The 17,676-nt window shown below is 72.4% G+C and carries 14 protein-coding genes; 9 read left to right on the forward strand and 5 right to left on the reverse strand.

Features of this window, described 5'->3' with window-relative positions:
- Positions 1-163 precede the first annotated feature (163 nt).
- From ACFY3L_RS02455 to ACFY3L_RS02465, 3 genes are all read left to right on the forward strand, one after another.
- On the forward strand, positions 164-2,140 hold the full coding sequence (locus ACFY3L_RS02455; protein ID WP_389317884.1) for an N-acetylmuramoyl-L-alanine amidase: 1,977 nt from the start codon (positions 164-166) through the stop codon (positions 2,138-2,140).
- Positions 2,141-2,235: 95 nt separating this feature from the next.
- A complete protein-coding gene (locus tag ACFY3L_RS02460) occupies positions 2,236-3,525 on the forward strand; it encodes a C39 family peptidase (RefSeq protein WP_389317887.1) in 1,290 nt (429 codons plus the stop codon).
- Positions 3,526-3,538: 13 nt separating this feature from the next.
- Positions 3,539-5,143 carry a glycoside hydrolase family 10 protein gene (locus tag ACFY3L_RS02465; protein WP_389317890.1) on the forward strand — a complete coding sequence of 535 codons (1,605 nt, stop codon included), beginning with the start codon at positions 3,539-3,541 and terminating at the stop codon, positions 5,141-5,143.
- A gap of 301 nt (positions 5,144-5,444) precedes the next feature.
- Here ACFY3L_RS02465 and ACFY3L_RS02470 read toward each other — a convergent pair whose 3' ends face one another.
- Positions 5,445-6,647: a YbhN family protein gene (locus tag ACFY3L_RS02470; RefSeq protein WP_389317893.1), complete on the reverse strand. Its 1,203-nt coding sequence runs from the start codon at positions 6,645-6,647 to the stop codon at positions 5,445-5,447.
- 237 nt (positions 6,648-6,884) lie between these two features.
- On the opposite strand from ACFY3L_RS02470, the gene ACFY3L_RS02475 reads away from it, so the two are divergent.
- Entirely contained in the window at positions 6,885-7,103 is a 219-nt protein-coding gene (locus ACFY3L_RS02475; RefSeq protein WP_389317896.1) for a hypothetical protein, read from the forward strand.
- Positions 7,104-7,175: 72 nt separating this feature from the next.
- Complete coding sequence (locus tag ACFY3L_RS02480) at positions 7,176-8,264, forward strand: hypothetical protein (RefSeq protein ID WP_389317899.1); 1,089 nt, start codon at positions 7,176-7,178, stop codon at positions 8,262-8,264.
- A gap of 99 nt (positions 8,265-8,363) precedes the next feature.
- Here the strand turns inward: ACFY3L_RS02480 and ACFY3L_RS02485 are convergent, their stop codons facing one another.
- Together ACFY3L_RS02485 and ACFY3L_RS02490 are read right to left on the reverse strand one after the other, a co-directional pair.
- The gene (locus tag ACFY3L_RS02485; protein WP_389317902.1) at positions 8,364-8,843 is read right to left on the reverse strand and encodes a DUF2690 domain-containing protein; all 480 of its coding nucleotides are present in this window, start codon (positions 8,841-8,843) and stop codon (positions 8,364-8,366) included.
- A gap of 342 nt (positions 8,844-9,185) precedes the next feature.
- Positions 9,186-9,578 (reverse strand): SRPBCC family protein, encoded by a 393-nt coding sequence (locus ACFY3L_RS02490; RefSeq protein ID WP_389317905.1) that lies wholly within the window; start codon positions 9,576-9,578, stop codon positions 9,186-9,188.
- A gap of 291 nt (positions 9,579-9,869) precedes the next feature.
- On the opposite strand from ACFY3L_RS02490, the gene ACFY3L_RS02495 reads away from it, so the two are divergent.
- Entirely contained in the window at positions 9,870-12,203 is a 2,334-nt protein-coding gene (locus ACFY3L_RS02495; RefSeq protein ID WP_389317908.1) for a transglycosylase domain-containing protein, read from the forward strand.
- A gap of 205 nt (positions 12,204-12,408) precedes the next feature.
- On the opposite strand, the gene ACFY3L_RS02500 is transcribed toward ACFY3L_RS02495, so the two are convergent.
- On the reverse strand, positions 12,409-12,756 hold the full coding sequence (locus tag ACFY3L_RS02500; protein WP_389317912.1) for a hypothetical protein: 348 nt from the start codon (positions 12,754-12,756) through the stop codon (positions 12,409-12,411).
- A 278-nt stretch (positions 12,757-13,034) separates the two neighbouring features.
- Here ACFY3L_RS02500 and ACFY3L_RS02505 point away from each other — a divergent pair, with 278 nt between their 5' ends.
- Positions 13,035-13,277 (forward strand): hypothetical protein, encoded by a 243-nt coding sequence (locus ACFY3L_RS02505; RefSeq protein WP_389317915.1) that lies wholly within the window; start codon positions 13,035-13,037, stop codon positions 13,275-13,277.
- 150 nt (positions 13,278-13,427) lie between these two features.
- On the opposite strand, the gene ACFY3L_RS02510 is transcribed toward ACFY3L_RS02505, so the two are convergent.
- Positions 13,428-14,087 carry a GntR family transcriptional regulator gene (locus ACFY3L_RS02510; RefSeq protein WP_389317918.1) on the reverse strand — a complete coding sequence of 220 codons (660 nt, stop codon included), beginning with the start codon at positions 14,085-14,087 and terminating at the stop codon, positions 13,428-13,430.
- A gap of 16 nt (positions 14,088-14,103) precedes the next feature.
- Here ACFY3L_RS02510 and ACFY3L_RS02515 point away from each other — a divergent pair, with 16 nt between their 5' ends.
- Complete coding sequence (locus tag ACFY3L_RS02515; RefSeq protein WP_389317921.1) at positions 14,104-16,878, forward strand: FAD-binding and (Fe-S)-binding domain-containing protein; 2,775 nt, start codon at positions 14,104-14,106, stop codon at positions 16,876-16,878.
- Between the two features lie 64 nt (positions 16,879-16,942).
- Positions 16,943-17,665, forward strand: coding sequence for a class I SAM-dependent methyltransferase (locus ACFY3L_RS02520; protein ID WP_389317924.1), 723 nt, complete (start codon positions 16,943-16,945; stop codon positions 17,663-17,665).
- The last annotated feature ends 11 nt before the right edge of the window (positions 17,666-17,676 follow it).

The raw sequence follows: 17,676 nt of genomic DNA on the forward strand, positions 1-17,676 counted from the left end.
ACCTTGTCGTCCGTTCGTGTTCCCACTGATTCCGGCAAATCCGCCCCAACCTCCGGCGGATCCCGTAGGTTCTTTACGCCTCGGGGCACCTGGCCGCAAGGGATTGACGTAAAAGATTGCTATGCGTCACGCTGTGCCCAGCCATCCGCAGTCAGGAGGTCCGATGCGCCTTCGTCGCAGGTCCCTCACCATCGGCGCCGCGGTAGTCCTGGCGTCCGCCGCCGCCGCGATGCCCGTGTCCACCGCCACCGCAGCTCCCGCCACCCGCCAGGCCGCCTACGCCGACGCCTCCGCCACCTGGGGCGTCCCGGTCGGCGTCCTGCTCGCCGTGTCCTATCTGGAGTCCCGCTGGGACACCAACCGCGGCGCGCCCAGCACCAGCGCCGGCTACGGCCCGATGCACCTCACCGACGCCGCCGGGCTCGCCGCTTCAGCGCCCGCCGGCGCCGCCTCGGCGCACGTCGACGCGGGTGAGGACCCGCGCGGCGACGACTCCCGCGACCCGAAGACCGTCCCGGCCGCCACCGCGGGTGCGGGCGGGCCGGCGCTGCAGACCCTCGACCGCGCCGCCGAGCTCACCGGCGCGTCGGAGGCGGCGCTGCGCACCGACCCGGTCGCCAACATCAACGGCGGTGCCGCGCTGCTCGCGGCGTACCAGCGCGACGCCGGCGGGCCCGCGGGCGCCGCCAGCGACCCGGCCGCCTGGTACGGCGCGGTCGCGAAGTACAGCGGCGCCGACACCACCGACGCCGCGGCCGCGTTCGCCGACGAGGTGTACGCGACGCTGCGGGACGGCGCCACCCGTACCACCGACGACGGCCAGCTCGTGACACTCACCGCGCAGCCCCGGATCAGCCCCGTCACGGCGTGGCTGGACCGGCTCGGCCTGCGCCGGCCGCCGGCCCGCCCGGACGGCCTCGAGTGCCCCATGGACATCTCGTGCGAGTGGATACCCGCACCGTACGAGCAGTACGGGCCGGGCGCGGGACAGTACGGCAACCACGACCTCAGCGACCGTCCGAGCCGGCAGCGGATCGAGTACATCGTCATCCACGACACCGAGACCAGCTACGACGCCACGCTGGGCCTCGTGCAGGACCCGACGTACGTCAGCTGGCACTACACGCTGCGCTCCGCCGACGGGCACGTCGCCCAGCACGTGAAGACCAAGGACGTCGCGTGGCACGCCGGCAACTGGTACGTCAACGCCAAGTCCGTCGGCCTGGAGCACGAGGGCTACGCCGCGCAGCAGGGCGCCTGGTACACCGAGGCGATGTACCGCGCGTCGGCGAAGCTCGTGCGCTACCTCGCGGCGCGCCTGGCCATCCCGCTCGACCGGCAGCACATCGTCGGCCACGACAACGTGCCGGGGACCGTGCCGTCGACGGTGAAGGGGATGCACTGGGACCCGGGCCCGTACTGGGACTGGAGCCACTACTTCGACCTGCTGCACGCGCCGTTCGTCCAGTTCGGCACGCCGCGGACCGGCCTCGTCACGTTCGACCCGGACTACGCGCAGAACCAGCTGCCGTTCACCGGGTGCACAGGTACGGCGGACACCCCCTGCCCGCCCCACGGCTCCTCGTCGGTGCTGCTGCGCACCGCGCCCGCCGCCGACGCGCCGCTGCTCAGCGACATCGGCCTGCGCCCCGGCGGCGGACCGGCCACCATGCAGGTCGCCGACCACGGCGCCCGCGCCGCCGCCGGGCAGACCTACGCCGTCGCCGACCGGCAGGGCGACTGGACCGCGATCTGGTACCTCGGCCAGAAGGGCTGGTTCCTCAACCCGCCGGCACACCCTGCGGCGAAGTGGTCCACCGGCCTGGTCGTGACCCCCAAGGCCGGCAAGGCGACCATCCCGGTCTACGGCCGCGCCTACCCGGAGGCCGCCGCCTACCCGGCCGGGGCGCCGGTCCAGGCGATCACGCCGCTGCAGTACACGTTCGCCGCCGGCCAGCGGTACGCCCTCGGCGGGATCGTGCCCGGCGAGTACTACCGGGCCACCACCTTCGCCGGCTCCTCGCCCGGCGACTGGACCGTGATCCGCGGCCAGAACCGGTACGCGCAGGTCCAGTTCGGACACCGGGTCATGTTCGTGAACCTGGACGACGTGCAGATCCTGCCGTCGTTCCTTCCCTAGGAGCCGTCATGAGCGGTCAGCGGAGCGGCTCGGGCCGCTCATCAGAATCGCAGTTCAAGTTCAGGCCGGTGCCGGAGCGCAGCGGAGGCGGCGGCATGAGACGAACCGTTGCCATAGCTGTGCTCGCCGTCGCGTCGCTGCTCCCGGCGGCGCCCGCGGTGGCGAAGCCCGGACCCGTCCACGACGAGCAGATCACCTTCCACAGCTGGCGGAGCTTCCCCCAATGGCGCAGCGGCACCGCCGAGGGCACCCGGGCGGTGCCGGGCCACAAGCCGTACCTGACGATCGACCGGCCCGCCGGCACCGCCGACGGCTGGGACCACGCGACCTGGACCTCGCCGGTGCAGCACATCGGCTTCGGCGCCAGCGAGCTCGTCGCGTCCTGGAACGCCGACACCCCGGCCGGGACCTGGCTGCAGGTGGAGCTGGAGGGCACCTACACCGACGGCCGGGCGACCCCGCGGTACGTCATGGGCAAGTGGGCGAGCGGTGACCAGGACATCCACCGCGCCACCGTCGACGGCCAGAGCGACGGCGTCTCGTCGATCTGGACCGACACCTTCTCCATCGACGACGCCTCGGCCGGCGTGCTGCTGCAGTCCTACCGGCTGCGGCTCACCCTGTACCGCAAGGCGGGCACGACCGCGGCGCCGCGCGTCTACCTCGCCGGGGCCATGGCCTCCAACGTGCCGGACCGCTTCACCGTGCCGGCCAGCGCCGGGCACATCGCCTGGGGCAGGGAGCTGGCGGTCCCGCGCTACTCGCAGAACATCCACGAGGGCCACTACCCCGAGTACGACAACGGCGGCGAGGCCTGGTGCTCGCCGACGTCCACGGAGATGGTCGTCGAGTACTGGGGCAAGCACCCCCGCCCGGAGGACCTCGCCTGGGTCGACCCCACCGACCCGGACCCGCAGGTCGACAACGCGGCCCGCAGCACCTACGACTACACCTACGAGGGCGCCGGCAACTGGCCGTTCAACACCGCCTACGCGGCGACCTACGGCCTGACCGGCATCGTGACCCGGCTGCACTCCCTCGACGAGGCCGAGCGCTTCATCGCGGCCGGCATCCCAGTCGTCACCTCGCAGTCGTTCCTCGCCACCGAGCTGACCGGCGCGAACTACTCCACGTCCGGGCACCTGTTCGTCATCGTCGGCTTCACCGCGACCGGTGACGTGATCGTCAACGACCCGGCGTCCTCGTCGAACGACGCGGTCCGCAACGTCTACAGCCGCACGGAGTTCGAGCAGGTGTGGCTGCGCACGAAGCGGTACCGCGCGAACGGCACCGTCGCCTCCGGCAGTGGCGGCATCGCCTACCTGATCGCCCCGTCCACGGCGCACTGGCCGCGGGTCCCGGGCTCGTCCAACTGGCTCTCCTGAAGGTGATCATGTGATGTTCGCCCGTCTTTCCGCCTTACTCTGTCTGGCCGCCGCGTTCGTGGCGACCGCACCCGCGTCCGCCGCGGTGGCCACCGAACCCTCCGTCGAACCCACGGTCTGCGTGACGAACCCGGCCACGCCGAAGCACCAGATGCGGGCCATGTGGATCGCCAGCGTCGTCAACATCGACTGGCCCTCCGCGCCCGGCAAGTCCGAGGCCGAGCTGAAGGCCGAATACGACGGCTGGCTCGACCTCGCCCAGTCGCTCAACTACAACGCCGTCATCGTGCAGGTCCGCCCGCACGCCGACGCGTTCTGGCCGTCACCGCTGGAGCCGTGGTCGCAGTACCTCACCGGCGTCGCCGGCCAGGACCCCGGCTGGGACCCCCTCGCGTACCTGGTGTCCGAGGCGCACGCGCGCAACCTGGAGTTCCACGCCTGGTTCAACCCGTACCGGGCGAGCATGCCCGCACCCGGCGGCGCCGGCAACGACCTGTCGAAGCTGCCGGCGAACAGCCCGCTGCGCGTCCACCCCGAGTGGGCCGTGCCGTACCCGGTGAACAACGCCGCCGGCCGGCTCTACTTCAACCCCGGCATCCCCGAGGTCCGCGCCTTCGTCGAGGACGCCGTCATGGACGCGGTCACGAAGTACGACATCGACGGCGTGCACTTCGACGACTACTTCTACCCGTACCCGGCCGCCGGCCAGGACTTCGGCGACGACGCGACCTTCGCCCAGTACGGCGCCGGCTTCGCCACCAAGGCCGACTGGCGCCGCGACAACATCGACCAGCTCATCCGCGAGCTCGACGGCCGCATCCACGCCGCCAAGCCGTGGGTCCGCTTCGGCGTCAGCCCCTTCGGCATCTGGCGCAACAAGGCCGCCGACCCGCTCGGCTCCGACACGAACGGCACCCAGTCCTACGACGCCAACTCCGCCGACACCCGCAAGTGGGTGAAGGAGGGCTGGATCGACTACATCGTGCCGCAGGTGTACTGGAACATCGGCTTCGCCGTCGCCGACTACGCGAAGCTGGTGCCGTGGTGGGCGGACGTCGTCGCCGGCACCGACGTGCAGCTCTACATCGGCCAGGCCGACTACAAGGTCGCCGCCGCGGGGCAGCCCGCCGCCTGGTTCGACCCCAACGAGTTGTCCAGGCATCTCACCTTCAACCGCCAGTACTCGCAGGTCCTCGGCGACGTGCACTTCAGCGCCGTCCAGGTCCGCGCGAACCGGCTCGGGTCCGAGACGATCCTCGCCGCCGAGCACCACACCCGCCCGGCGTTCCCGCCGGCATGGGGGCCCGCCAAGCCGCTGCTCTTCCCGGTCATCACCGGCGCCCGCCGCACCTCGGCCGGCGCGGAGCTGCGGTGGCGGCCCACGGCGAATGGCGCAGGCCCGTTCGCCGAGGTCACGTCGTACGGCGTGTACCGCCTCGACGGCACGACCGCCGCCCGGGCCTGCGACCTGGCCGACGCCACGCACCTGATCGCCACGGTCCGCGGCACCACGTACACCGACACCACCGCCGAACCCGGCAAGCACTACACCTACGTCGTGACGGCGCTGGACCGCCGCTGGCACGAGAGCCCCGCCAGCCCGCCCCGCCGGATCTGACCGAACACCGTCAGGCCCGCACCTGGTCGCCGGACCGGGTGCGGGCCTGACGCTTGCGACAATCTCCCGGCGGATCGCGCCGCTCACCCTCCAGCCTGACCTGATCATGGCGACCGCCTACGACGTCGTCGACCCCGCCGGCCAGATCCAGCTGGCCGGCGACCGGATCATGGTCGCCGGCGACCGCGACGCCGGTCCGCCGGTCCGTGAGCGGCGTGTTCTCCGCGTTCGACTAGCCCGGCGGGGTGCTGTACCAGTCGGCGGACGGCAGGCACTTCACCCAGGTTCCCGCTGGGGTAGGTCACCTGCCGGTGAGCTGCTGCCGGGGGCGGCGCAGGACGACTGCGGCGGCGCCGCCGAGCGGGAGCAGCAGCCAGCACGAAAGCAGGCGGTAGAGCAGCACGGCAGCGGTCGCGGCGATGGCGGTCGCGCCCGACGCGGTCAGGCCCGCGACCAGGGCGGTCTCGATCACGCCGATGCCGCCCGGGGACAGCGGCACCTGCCGGACGATCTGGACGCCGAGGTAGATGCCGGCCAGCGCGGGCAGGGCGACCGGCAGGCCCAGCGCGTACGTGCAGGCGGCCAGGCAGCACAGGTCGGTCAGCCAGTTCGCGGCGGCGTAGGCGATCACGGCCCACCAGTCGCGGGCGCGCAGACCGGCACCGGCCCGCCATGCTTCCCGGGCGGAGGTGAGGAGGCGCTGCGCGTACCGGCGGACCCTGCCCTTCGCCGGGGGGCGCTGCGGGTCGGTGGGCGGGGCGCCGAGGAGGCGCCGGCCGAGGACGACGACGGCGGCCGTCACGGCGACGATCCCGGCCACGATGGCCAGGGGCCGCCAGGTCAGGGACGTCGTGGTGCCGTACGCGGCCAGGGCGGCGCCGCCGACGACGTACATGAGCGCGAGGCCGCCGATCGAGGCGAGCCCGGACACGATCGCGGTGACCGCGCCGAGCTCCTTGGGGGCGCCGGCGCGCTCGTATTCGCGGATCGCGTAGCCGGTGGAGACCGCGGCGCCGGCCGGGACCGAGATCGAGATCGCGGTGCGGGCCATGGTGATCGCCAGCACGCGACGGCGGCGGACCCGGACGCCGAGCGCCGCGAACAGGTACTGCTGCTGCCCGGCGAACGCGGCGAGCGACCCGGCCTGCAGCAGCACGGCCAGGGCGACCCAGCCCCACGAGGCGCTGGTCAGCGAGTTGAGCAGGTCCTGCGGGTCGGGGAGCCGCCCGCGGAGGCCGATCGCCGCCAGCACCACCACGGCGACGACGACGAGCAGCAGCCGCAGCCACCGGCTCCGCCAGGTCCCGGCGGCGGCCGTCTCCTCCGGTACTGCTTCTTGCCGGCGTGCTGCTTCTTGCTCGGATGCTGCTTTCTGCTCGGGTGCTGCTTTCTGCTCGCGTGCTGCTTGTTGTTCGGGCGCTGTTTCCAGATCGGGTGCCGCCATGAGTCCGGGTGCGGTCTCGTCGTCGGGCGGTGTCGCTTCCTGAGACGATGTCGACGGCATGATCCGATCTTTGCAAACGGTCCGGCCGGACCGACCCGCACCCCCGTTGAGCAGCACCGGCGGCCACGATCGTCGCACGGAACTGTCCGTTCAGGCGGCACCCACGGCTCGCCGGGCGACCTCGGCCCTGTCGAGAAGTCGAGTGGAGCATCGATTTAGCTGAGGCCGCCGGGCACGACGCCCGCATAGGCTCGGCGCCATGCACGTGACACACCCCGATCGCTGGCGGCCGGTACCATGACGGCACGTGCCTTCACCGTCCTGCTGGACGAGCGGGACTACCGGTATGGCACCGGTGAGCTGCGCATCCGGGTCGAGTTCGTCGACCGCGCGAGCGCCATCGAGCTCGACGGTGAGCCGTGGCTCCAGATCCGCGGCGTCCGCCTGCGCCGCGACGGCACCGAGATGGGCCCGCTCCAACTCCTCGTCCGCGCCGCTCGGCTCCCTGCGGTGTAACGCTTTCGCGCCGTATATCGCTACAGCTCGGCCCCGTGTACAGCGGCGGGCTTACTGGTTACCTTCTTTACCATGCGCCGGATACTCGCTGTGCTCGCCGCGCTACTCACCCTGGTCGCCGCCGTGATCGTCGTCTCTGCCGGCCCCGCCGCCGCGGCAGTGACGCCTCCGCAGATCTACGGCGCGTGGCACTGCGGCAACGACTTCTGCACCTGGGGCACCGCCCGGACCGTAGCGGAGTTCGACGCCCAGAACCACTGGCTGGTCGACCGCGGCGACGGCCGGCCGTCGGTCAACGTCGTGGTGCTGAGCTTCGTCGACCCGCAGAAGCTGCTGCACCTCACCGACGACGCGACGACGGTGGCCGGCGTGCCGCGCGGCATGACGCCGGAGATCGTCGGCTACTTCACCGGCCGCGGGATCCGCGTCATGCTGTCGATCGGCGGCATCACCTACACCGACGCGTGGAACGCGGCCCTCGCTTCGAACGCCGCGCAGCTCGGCCGCAACGCCGCTGCCGTCGCCCGCCGGCTCGGCGTCGGCATCGAGATCGACTACGAGGAGAACACCGCCCCCAACCTCGCCGGACTGCAGGCCTTCATCGACGCGTACCGCGCGGCGCTGCCCTACGACGCGTCCGGCGCCGACCCGGCGGCCCGCCTGACCATCGACGTCGCGGCCGGCGACCGGTGGCTCATCGCCCTCAACCGCAAGGCCACTGCCGACTGGCTGCGCACCGACCGCCCCGTCCTCGACTACGCCAACGCCATGGTGCCCTCGAAGCAGCCCTCCATGAGCGCGGCGATCGCCAACTGGCAGGAACACATCGACGGCAAACCCACCTACAACCCCGTGGTGCCGCCCCTCGCTCCGGCCAAGTTCACCGGCGGCCTGTACGTCGCCCAGGGCAGCCGCCCCCTGCCCGAGTGCACCGACTTCTCCACCTCGCTGCAGCGCTCCACCGGCACCTTCGTCCAGTCGGCCGCCCCGAACGGCGCCGGCACCACCGCCGGCCTGCTCGGCTACATGTTCTGGGCCGCCGAACGTCCCGCCGTCCGCGGCATCGGCACCGTCCCCCCGAACACCTGCGAACGCGGCATCGGCACGGGCGCCACCACCTACCAGATCCCCATCCCCCTGCCCCCACTCCGCCAGAGCTGACCACCACACGGGGACACGCGAGCGCGACCGGCGTCACCACCGGAGAGGGGGCCAGGTGGCGACCCCGGTCGCGCCGCGGATCAGCAGGACCGCCGGGCGTCACTCGCAGCCGAACATGTACCAGGTCACCCACCTGCGCGGGCCGTACTTGTACAGCTGGGCTCCGGCGCAGGCCGGGCCTCGGCCGTCGACCATCGAGGAGTAGACCAGGTTGTAGTCGTCGAGGTTCTTCGAGTACTGGTCGGTGCCGGTCTTGCCCTGCTCCCACGCCGACGGCTCGACGGTGTGGTTGGCCCACACAATCTCGTTGGCGTACCAGAATTCGCTCCAGTTGGTTTGGCACTTCGGCGACCAGGCCAGGTAGCCGTAACCGACCAGCGTCGACTCGTCGTACACGTAGGTCTCGTGCATCCGTAGGACCTGGTTGCTCTCGGTCCAGGTGCCGCAGGCGCCCGCGCCGAACGGGTCCTTGCCGCTCCAGTTCGACACCGCCTGGGCCGGTTCCGGGACGGCGGCGCCGGCCAGTACGACACCTGCTGCCGCGATCGTCGCCAGCATCCGGCGGAACCGTGTGGTCATCATGCGCTCCTTCGAATGGGGGTGCGGTCGTCGACGGGGCTCACGCCTCCCCTCCATGCGTGAGCCCCGCCGCTGGGCCGTCGGCCACAGACGTGCTGCGGACCACAGTCGGCAGTCGCGGCACCGCGTGTCGAGGTGCGGGGCAGATCTCCGGACAACCCCGTACACACAGGTCAGTGGCTGCAGGGTGACACGTACGCGGATCTGGGCAGCGGGCTCACCGTGCCGGTGCGGGTCTGGCCGAGCCGGTCACGGCAGTCGACGAGCAGCCTCGATGCGACCGTGACGTCATCGATGACAACCTGGCGTGCCGGCGCACCACGGGCCGCCGGCAGCGGGCGGTCACCGCACCAGGCGGCGCAAGGCCAGGCGGGCGACCGGCAGGTAGGCGAGGACGACGGGCGCGAAGCCTTCCACGATGAGCTCCGTCCGCGTGCCGCCCCCGGTGGACCGGACCGTATGGCGGAGGTGCAGCCGAACCCCGGCCGCCTGCACCGTCCACGACCAGGCACGGACCGGCCCGGCGTCGTCGACGTCAAGGATCTGGAAGGGCACCCGCAGTCCGGCGGGACCGTGCACGACCCCGGACGTTCCCGGCGCCAGGCGCTCCCGTGCGTAGTCGACCGAGCGGATCTGGGGCGACCACTCCGGCCATCGCGCGGGCCTGACGTACCGGTCCCAGACATCGCCGGCGTCACGCGAACCCTCGACACCGACCTCGCGCCGCAGTGCCATCCACCCATCATGCCCGCAGGCCGGGGCACGGCGCGGTGTACACAGGCATGCCGGCCTCATGGAGCCAGGATGCCCGACGTGGTGCGGATCGTCGAAGGGGTCAGCGAGCGCGTGCCGAGGTTCCAGCTGGACGTCTACGGAGGCCCGCGCCGTGGAAGGGCTCAAGTAGCTCGCTCCTCGTCGTTGCTGTCCGTCACGTACAGGTGCCCAAACATGCGGGAACGCCGCGATCCGTTCACCGTCTGTACGATCTGTGGCGATCGATGACCACTCGACCACGGGGCGGAGCACATGGACGACGACCTGAGCAGCGAGCGGCCGGCGCCGCGCACGCCCGACGTGGCCGGCGCACCGGAGGGCGCCGGCGACTCGTCCGAGGTCGCCGGGGCGCCGGAGGCGGCCGACCGTGCGCCGGGCGCTGCCCGTACACCGGAAGCCGCTGACAAAGGAGCGGCCAAGGGCCGGCGGAGGCGGTGGCGGAAGGTCCTGCTCAGGTCGGCGCTGGTGCTCGTCCTCATCGCCGGGCTCGGGCTGGCCGGGGGCACGTACTACTACGACAACGTCGCGATGCCCGAGGACATCGCCATGGACCGGACGACGACGATCTACTACGCCGACGGCACGACGCCGATGGCGCGGATCGGCGACGTGAACCGCACGCTGGTCGCGATCGAGGACATCCCGGTCGACGTGCAGCACGCGTTCGTCGCGGCGCAGGACCCGTCGTTCTACTCCAACAGCGGCGTCGACTACTGGGAGGCGGCCGGCGCGGTGTGGAACCACGTCGCCGGCGACGGCAAGCACGGCGGGTCGACGATCAGCCAGCAGTACGCGCGGCGCTGGGCCGACCTCGAAGGCACGTCGTTCGCGCGGAAGGCGCGTGAGGCCGTCATCGCGACCAAGCTGAACCAGCAGTACACCAAGGACCAGATCCTCGTGCAGTACCTCAACATCATGTACTTCGGTCGCGGCGCGTACGGGCTGCAGGCGGCGGGTCAGGCGTACTTCGGCAAAGCCGCGAAGGAGCTGACGGCGGCCGAGGGCGCGGTGCTCGCCGCGCTGATCGACAACCCGGAGGGCGACGGCTCGGGCAGCCCGTTCGACCCGACCGTGGACGAGCGGCGGGCCCACGAGCGCTTCGACGAGATCAAGCGGCAGATGGTCGACCTCGGCTTCGTGAAGCCGGCCGAGGCGGACCAGAAGATGGCCTTCCCGGCCAAGGTGCTCACCGCGGCGCAGGCCCGCGCGAACGCGGTCCACGTGTCCGGCGGCCTGAGCGCGCCCGAGGGCCTGATCGTCCACCACGTGCTCGGCGAGGTGGCGGCGCTGACCGACCCGAGGACCGGGCGGCTGCTGTACGAGGGGACCGCGCCCGACGGCAAGAAGCACTTCGACCGGATCCGCAACGGCGGGCTGAAGATCGTGACCACCGTCGACAAGACCGCGCAGGAGATCGCGGTGCGCGAGGCGGGCCGCAACGCCGGGTCCAACATGGACAAGCAGCCCGCCAACCTGCAGGCCGCGCTCGTCGCGATCGAGCCCGGCACCGGCGCGGTCAAGGCGTACTACGGCGGCGACAGCGGCAACGGCGGCGACTACGCCGGCTTCTACGCAGACCCGGTGCTCGGCGACGGCGCCGACAGCTGCTGTGGCGGCCACCCGGCCGGCGCCTCGTTCGACGTGTACACCCTCGCGGCCGGCCTGGCTGCCGGGTACTCCATCGACTCGTTCTGGAACGGCGAGTCGCCGCAGGAGTTCCCGGGCCGCGGCCGGACGCTGCGCAACAACAACCCGGTCAGGAACGCCGGCGAGAACCCGGCGGCCGCGCCGGCGTGCAAGTCGGGCTCGCCGAAGTGGTGCACGCTCGACGAGGCCACCGTGCTCGCCCTCAACACGCCGTACTTCGCGCTCGCCGACGCGGCCGGCCCCGCCAAGGTGATCGACACGGCCCGCGCGGCGGGGATCGCGAGCATGTGGACCTACGCCGGCGACAGGTACCAGCGGATCGACCTGACGAAGACGCCGGGCAATGACGCCTTCCCGAAGTACTTCAACACGGAGGTCGGCTTCGGCCAGTACCCGGTGACCGTGCTCGACCACGCCGCCGGCATGGCGACGTTCGCCAACCGGGGGATCGCCACGAAGACGCACTTCCTCAAGGAGGTGTGGACCGACGGCAAGAAGACCTTCGCCGAGGTCGTCCGCCCGGTGCGGATCCCGGGCTTCACCGAGGCCATGGCCGACGACCTGAGCACCGTCCTGCAGGGCGTGCCGCAGCGGTACGGCCTGCGCACCCACGACGACCGCCAGCTCGCCGGCGCCGCCGGGGCGTGGCAGCTCGCCCAGACCGGCGACAACGCCAACGCGTGGATGGCCGGCTACACCGCCTCCGACCCCGCCAAGAAGTCCGCCGGTCTCGCCGTCGCCGTGTGGGTCGGCAACAAGGCTCAGGAGCAGAAGATCGTCGACCGGGACGGCAAGCCGATCATCGGCGGCACCCTGCCCGGCGCGATCTGGCGCGACTTCCTCGACGGCGCGCTGACCGCGCTGAACGTCCCGGTCGCCACGTTCCCCCCGGCGACGCACACCGGCGACAAGCTGCTCGGCACGGGCGTGAAACCGTAGCGGCGCCGGCTCGTCGATGGAGGGCGGTCCACACTCGCCCCTCATCGGCGTGCGCCCTGACCTCTTCGCAGCTTGGCACAGGACGACTTCAGCGCCAGCCACCGTGGCGCGGTTCCGAGGACTCACCCTCCGGGTTGTACCTGTCACGGGATCGTTCGAGGTGCTGAGCGGAGCGACGACCACAGCAGCAGGCCGATCTCCGGGCTTACTGCTCGGGAACGTGCAGCCGTGCTGCCAACGCCCGATAGGCGTCCCATGCCTGTTCGCGGTACAGGGTGTCGATCAGCTCGTACTTGTCATTGATCGAGCTGAGGTCGGCGACGAGCCCGCGAAGTGCCTGTTCCGCGGCGGCCGATGCGCCGGGCGTTTCCGGAGCGATCGCTTCGACCGCGCGCCATGCTCGTGCGTATGCGGCAGCGGCTGCCCGCCCGAAGCCTTTGGAGTCCTCGATCCAGTCCCGGAACGGGTTGTCCATGTGCGCTGCCAACCAGGACTCCCCTTTGGCGCCGCTGACCGACACCGTGACGGCGCTGCCCTTGAACCTGGCCTTCACCGCAGCGGCCGTCGTACGCCTGGTCCCGCTGAGTTCCAGCAGGCGTAGCCCTGACAGGTCGGGGAACCCTTCGGGGTCCAGCCCAAACGCGTCATCCAGCCGCAGCGTGCGCAGCCGGTGGTGCCTGCGCAGCTCGCTCAGCTCGGTCAGCGTGCCCGGGGATTGTCGAAGGTGACCGTCAGCTGCTCGAGGTCCGGCAAGTGGGACAGCGCCGCCGCCGAAACCGCACCGCCGACCCGAAGCCAAAGCGTGCGCGTGCGCCGCAGCAGCTGCAAGCGGTGGCGGGGCCGCTGGGCTGGGGCGTGGAGGATCTGACGGCCCTCGTGGGTGAGCCGCTGCGGTCCCTGGACCACGGTCCGATTCGGTGTCACCACGTCGGCGCGGTGTTCCTGGCCGCCGTCCCCCGCACGACCGGGCAACTGGTGCGCGCCGCCCATGAGGCGGACCGGCTGAGCGCGCGTGAGGGCCATGGTGCCTGGCGGCCGGTCCCGTACGGTATCGGCGACTGCCTGGACTCGTAGAACATTGTCGTCTAAGGCGCGGATCGTCGGGGTGTACAGCGGCGGATGGAGCAACCACCACGCCGGGGGCGACCTGTCCGGCCGGCCGGGCGAGGCGTTTCGCTACTGGTCGGGTGGCAGGCCGTACACCGGCGGAGAACGCGGAACAGATCAGCTCAGGTTGGCGACGAGGAGGGTGCCGGTCGCCTCGAGGTGGGTGCGCATGGCGGCCTCGGCGGCGTGGCCGTCGCGGGCGATGACGGCGGCGACGACCGGCTCGTGCTCGGCGTGGATCTGGGCCAGGGTGCGGCCGCTGGCGGTGGTCGGCGGGCCGAGCAGTGCGGTCGTGGAGCGCAGCTGGGCGACGATGGCGGCGGCGCGGGCGTTGCCGGCGGCGTGCAGCAGCAGGTCGTGCAGCGCCCGGTCGGCGGGCCAGAAGGCGGCCTCGTCGTCGCGGGCCGCCGCGGCCGCCATGGCGTCCAGGGCCGTCCGGATCGCCGCGTGCTGCTCGTCGGTCGCGAGGGTGGCGGCCTTCCGTGCGGCCGGTGGCTCCAGTGCGAGCCGGATCTCGATGATCTCCTCGACGTCGTGGGCGGTGGGCAGCAGGACGCTGAAGCCGCGGTTGCGCCGGATCGCGACCAGGCCCGCCTCGGCCAGGCGGAGCATCCCCTCCCGGACCGGGCTGCGGGAGACGCCGAGCAGGTCGGCCAGCTGATACACCGAGTACGTCTCGCCCGGCACGAGCTCACCGGCCGCGATGCCGTCGCGCACCGCCTGGGCGACGGCGTCGGCGAGGGAGGGGGCCTCGGGGGACAGGCGCAGCGACGGCATGAGTAACATGTTACCTATGACTGACGTGGTGGCGGCGCTGGAGGCGGCCGGGCTCGAGGTCCGCGCGGACGCGGGCACCCGGGGGATGTACGCCTCGGACGCCTCGCTGTACCGGATCCCGCCGCTCGCCGTGGTGCGGCCGCGGCACGTGGACGAGGTCGCCGCCGCCCTCGCCGTCGCGCGGGAGACGGGCGTGCCGGTCACGTCCCGCGGCGCCGGCACGTCGGTGGCCGGCAACGCCGTCGGCCGGGGCATCGTCCTGGACTTCTCCCGCCACCTGAACCGGGTCCTCAGCGTCGACCCGGAGGCGCGGACCGCCGTCGTCGAGCCCGGCACCGTGCACGCCGTCCTGCAGAAGGCCGTCATGCCGCACGGCGTGCGCTTCGGCCCCGACCCGTCGACCCACCCGCGCTGCACGATCGGCGGGATGATCGGCAACAACGCGTGCGGCTCGCGCTCCCTGGCATACGGGCGGACCTCCGACAACGTCGCCGGCCTGACGGTGCTGACGGCGGCGGGGGAGGAGCTCGTCACCGGACCCACGATCAGCGGCGCGTCGTCGACCGTCGAGGCGGTGCGTGCCGTCGTCGGCAAGCACCTCAAGACCGCCAGGACGGAGTTCGACCGGTTCGGCCGCCAGGTCTCCGGCTACGCGGTGCAGCACCTGCTCCCCGAGCGCTTCGACCTCACCCAGGCGCTCGTCGGCTCCGAAGGCACCCTCGCCGTCATCACCCAGGCGACCGTGAAGCTCGTCGTCGACGCGCCGGTCCGCGTCGTCGTGGTCCTCGGCTTCCGCGACATCGTCGCCGCCGGTGAGGCCGCCCCGGCCGTCGTCGCGCACGGCCCCACCTCCTGCGAAGGGCTCGACTCGCGGCTGCTCGACGTGCTGCGCGCCCGCCGGGGGCCGGCCGCCGTGCCGCCGCTGCCGGCGGGCGGCGCGTGGCTCTTCGTCGAGCTCGCCGGCGACGACCTGGGCGAGGTCTCGGCGCGTGCGCAGAAGCTGGCCGCCGACGGGATCGCCCCGGAGTCGCTCGTCGTCACCGACCCGGTCGTGCAGGCGCAGCTGTGGCGGATCCGCGAGGACGGCGCGGGCCTCGCCGGCCGGGCGCCCTCCGACCGGCCGGCGTGGCCCGGCTGGGAGGACGCCGCCGTGCCACCCGCGAAGCTCGGCGCCTACCTGGCGCGGTTCGACGAGCTCGTCGCGTCGTACAAGATGACCTCGGCGCCGTTCGGCCACTTCGGCGACGGCTGCATGCACGTGCGCCTCGACTACCCCCTCGACGAGCCGGGCGGCACCAAGGTCCTGCGCGACTTCCTCACCGACGCGGCCAAGCTCGTCGGCGAGTTCGGCGGCTCGCTCTCCGGCGAGCACGGCGACGGGCGCGCCCGCTCCGAGCTTCTGCCGCACATGTACTCGCCCGACGCGATCGCCCTGTTCGCCGGGGTCAAACACGCCTTCGACCCCGGCAACCTCCTCAACCCCGGGGTCCTCGTCGACCCTGATCCCGTTGACGCCGATGTACGACCGGCCGGCCGCTTCCCGCTCAAGGGGCTGGCCCTCGCCTACCCGCACGACGGCGGCGACCTCGCGCAGGCGGTGCACCGCTGCACGGGCGTCGGCAAGTGCCGCGCCGACAACTCCGCCGCCGGTGGCGTCATGTGCCCGTCCTACCTGGCGACCCGCGAGGAGAAGGACTCCACCCGCGGCCGGGCCCGGGTGCTGCAGGAGGTGGTCCGCGGCGAGCTCACCTGGTCCGACCCGGCCGTGCACGACGCCCTCGACCTGTGCCTGTCGTGCAAGGGCTGCGCCTCGGACTGCCCGACCGGCATCGACATGGCCACCTACAAGTCCGAGGTGCTGCACCAGACGTACCGCGGGCGACTGCGGCCGCGCTCGCACTACACCCTCGGGAAGCTGCCCTTCTGGGCGCGCCTGGCGGGGTGGACGCCGCGACTGGCGAACCTCGGCATCCGCCTGCCCGTGCTGGGCGGGTTCTTCCTGTGGCTGGCGGGCGTCGACAAGCGTCGCTCCGTGCCCCGCTTCGCCCGCCGCCCGTTCCGGCGCACGTTCAAGCCTTCTTCGGGGGCCGGCAAGCCGGTCGTGCTGTTCGCGGACTCGTTCTCCGACGCGTTCTCGCCGTCCGTGGCGGCTGCCACCGTCCGGGTCCTGCGCGCGGCCGGCTACGAGCCACGCCTGCCGTCGGGGAAGGTGTGCTGCGGCCTGACCTGGATCACCACCGGCCAGCTCGACTCCGCCCGCACGATCCTGACGCGCACCGTGGCCGCGCTCGCCCCCGACGCCCACGCCGGTGTGCCCATCGTCGGCATCGAGCCGTCCTGTACCGCCGTGCTCCGCTCCGACATCCACGAGCTGCTGCCCGACTCGCCGGACGCTCCGGTGGTCGCCTCGGCGGTCCGCACCCTCGCCGAGCTGCTCGCCGAGACCCCGGACTGGACCCCGCCGGACCTGTCCGGCGTCGAGGTGGTCGCGCAGCCGCACTGCCACCACCACGCCGTGCTCGGCTGGAAGGCCGACGCCGACCTGCTGAAGTCCACCGGCGCGCAGGTCCGCCGCCTCTCCGGGTGCTGCGGCCTGGCCGGCAACTTCGGCGTCGAGATCGGCCACTACGACGTGTCAGTGGCCGTCGCCTCGCAGCAGCTGCTGCCGGCCCTGGACGCGGCCCCGTCCGCGGTCGTCCTCGCCGACGGTTTCTCCTGCCGCACCCAGGTCGCCGACCTGCGCGACCGCCCCGCCGTCCACCTGGCCGAGCTGCTGGACCCATCGCGCTGACCGATCGTCTTCAGTAGCGTTCATCGCTTTTCACGGCAGGTTCGTCGTGCCTACGGTGACTCGCATGTTCGACTACGACGCCGAGCTCCGCCCGCACACGGCCCACCTGCGCGCCGCCGCCGCGGTGGGCCCCCGCGACCGGGTGCTCGACGTCGGCTGCGGCACGGGCCAGACGACGCGCGAGGCCGCTCGTGCCGCGCCCGCCGGCAGCGCCCTCGGCGTCGACATCTCCGGCCCGGCGCTGTCGGCGGCCCGCGCTCTCAGCGAAGGCTTGAGCAACATCGCCTTCGAGCAGGCCGATGCCGCGGTGTACGCCTTCCCGCCGGCCTGCTTCGACGTGTGCCTCAGCCGCTTCGGCACGATGTTCTTCACGGACCCGGCGGCCGCCTTCACCAACATCGCCCTGGCCCTGCGCCCCGGCGCCCGCCTGGCCCTGCTCGTCTGGCAGTCCGCCGACCGCAACGAATGGTCGACCGTGATCAGCGACGCCCTGTCGGTCCCGTCCCGCCCGGCTGCGTTCTCCCTGGCCGACCCGGACTCCACCCGCGCCCTCCTGACCGGTGCCGGTTTCTCGGACATCGCCTTCACCGACGTGCACGAGCCCGTCTATTACGGTCCGGACCCTTCGGCCGCCTTCGACGCCGTCCTGCACCTCCAGCGGGCCGCCGGCGCCGACCCGGGGCCGGCGGCCCGGCGCCGCCTGCACCGGGCCGTCACCGCACACGCCGGCCCCGCCGGCGTCACGTTCGACTCCCGCGCCTGGCTGGTCACCGCCCGCCGCACCTGACGCGGGTGCGG

Source organism: Dactylosporangium sp. NPDC000521, assembly GCF_042898305.1.
Classification (GTDB): Bacteria; Actinomycetota; Actinomycetes; order Mycobacteriales; family Micromonosporaceae; genus Dactylosporangium.

Bases quoted from the DNA above. Each gene is read 5' to 3' on its own strand.
- ACFY3L_RS02455 (WP_389317884.1), top strand. From the start codon at position 164: ATGCGCCTTCGTCGCAGGTCCCTCACCATCGGCGCCGCGGTAGTCCTG.
- ACFY3L_RS02460 (WP_389317887.1), top strand. From the start codon at position 2,236: ATGAGACGAACCGTTGCCATAGCTGTGCTCGCCGTCGCGTCGCTGCTC.
- ACFY3L_RS02465 (WP_389317890.1), top strand. From the start codon at position 3,539: ATGTTCGCCCGTCTTTCCGCCTTACTCTGTCTGGCCGCCGCGTTCGTG.
- ACFY3L_RS02470 (WP_389317893.1), bottom strand. From the start codon at position 6,647: ATGCCGTCGACATCGTCTCAGGAAGCGACACCGCCCGACGACGAGACC.
- ACFY3L_RS02475 (WP_389317896.1), top strand. From the start codon at position 6,885: ATGACGGCACGTGCCTTCACCGTCCTGCTGGACGAGCGGGACTACCGG.
- ACFY3L_RS02480 (WP_389317899.1), top strand. From the start codon at position 7,176: ATGCGCCGGATACTCGCTGTGCTCGCCGCGCTACTCACCCTGGTCGCC.
- ACFY3L_RS02485 (WP_389317902.1), bottom strand. From the start codon at position 8,843: ATGACCACACGGTTCCGCCGGATGCTGGCGACGATCGCGGCAGCAGGT.
- ACFY3L_RS02490 (WP_389317905.1), bottom strand. From the start codon at position 9,578: ATGGCACTGCGGCGCGAGGTCGGTGTCGAGGGTTCGCGTGACGCCGGC.
- ACFY3L_RS02495 (WP_389317908.1), top strand. From the start codon at position 9,870: ATGGACGACGACCTGAGCAGCGAGCGGCCGGCGCCGCGCACGCCCGAC.
- ACFY3L_RS02510 (WP_389317918.1), bottom strand. From the start codon at position 14,087: ATGCCGTCGCTGCGCCTGTCCCCCGAGGCCCCCTCCCTCGCCGACGCC.
- ACFY3L_RS02515 (WP_389317921.1), top strand. From the start codon at position 14,104: ATGACTGACGTGGTGGCGGCGCTGGAGGCGGCCGGGCTCGAGGTCCGC.
- ACFY3L_RS02520 (WP_389317924.1), top strand. From the start codon at position 16,943: ATGTTCGACTACGACGCCGAGCTCCGCCCGCACACGGCCCACCTGCGC.